General features: G+C 37.0%; 1 pseudogene. It reads right to left on the bottom strand.

Going from position 1 to position 1,165, the window contains the following annotated elements:
• Positions 1-1,114, bottom strand: a pseudogene (locus tag QUA04_RS30150) (ISL3 family transposase); the annotation flags it as partial.
• Positions 1,115-1,165: the final 51 nt, after the last annotated feature.

Here is a 1,165-nt window from a genome sequence, read left to right as displayed (position 1 = left end):
TCAAAGTTTGAAAAGCCATATCCTTGTCGCATAATTAACTTAATTCGATTATTTATCCCTTCCATAACGCCACTTGTTGTACGATTAACAAAGTAGTTACAAATTCCCTCCAAATGATTAACAATTGTCAAGGTAGATTCTTTAAAGAATATCTGTGCATGATTCAGCCAATCCTTAAACTTGACCTGGGCTATTTTGACGGTCATATGGGTTTCGTATATTTCCCGAAACTCTTCTTTCATCTCATAGGCAATTCTTAAGCATTCTGATTTTTTTAAGGTAACAGCCAACCTTTGAAGTTGCTCGACATTAAGGTTGCTTCGATTACTCAACAATAAGTATTTGCTGCCTCTATCTGTAATTCCTACTGCTCGACGCAACTTATTCAAGTCTTTATTAACTGCTTTCATCACGTGAAAACGGTCGATGACAATTTTGGCATTTGGGAATACTTTTTCTATAACTTTTGGAAATCCTCCCCACATATCAATACTCACTTCCTCAACTTGTTCTCGCACCTCAAACGGTTGTTTTATAAGGGCTTCAATTATGTCTGGTTGACGGTGAGAGTCAATCATTTCAATCAAATTACCCCCCTCAATGTCACTGACAACAGTTACCAAACTTCCTTTTCCTTTTCTCATACTTATCTCATCTATGCTCACTCGTTTAACTAACTCCCAACAGCTTTTTTTTTACAGGAATTCACCTGAGTAAAAATACCTTTAATTTCGTCATAACTCAATCCTTCTTCTCGCCCTATTTGTTCCATGCTTGAGTGTTGAACACGCGCATAAATATTTTGTTCGTAGCGTTGAGTATGCCGTCTTTTTTTGGACAAAAATTCTAATTTTTCTGTAACGTAACGTTGACAGATAGCGCAGTAAAACTGCCGACGAGGTACTTGTAAATACACAGAACGACCGAAAACTGACAAATCTCTGGCTAATATAGGTCGATTCTGATGGAGTTCTTCTGTATAATTATCACAGTGAGGACAAACTATTCCTGATGCTAAAGCACTCAAACGAAAGTAAATTTGTCCTTCAATTTGAGTGCAAGTTTCAACCTTGACTCCAGGCAAGTCTAATAGATAGTCTAAATGAAAGCTCATCACTATAACTGTATTGGTTGATCTATTTTACACCATAAACTCAGGAGAGCC

The sequence above is a fragment of the Microcoleus sp. S13_C5 genome (genome assembly GCF_036700845.1).
Taxonomy (GTDB): domain Bacteria; phylum Cyanobacteriota; class Cyanobacteriia; order Cyanobacteriales; family Microcoleaceae; genus Microcoleus.
This window is presented reverse-complemented; position numbering and strand designations above follow the sequence as displayed.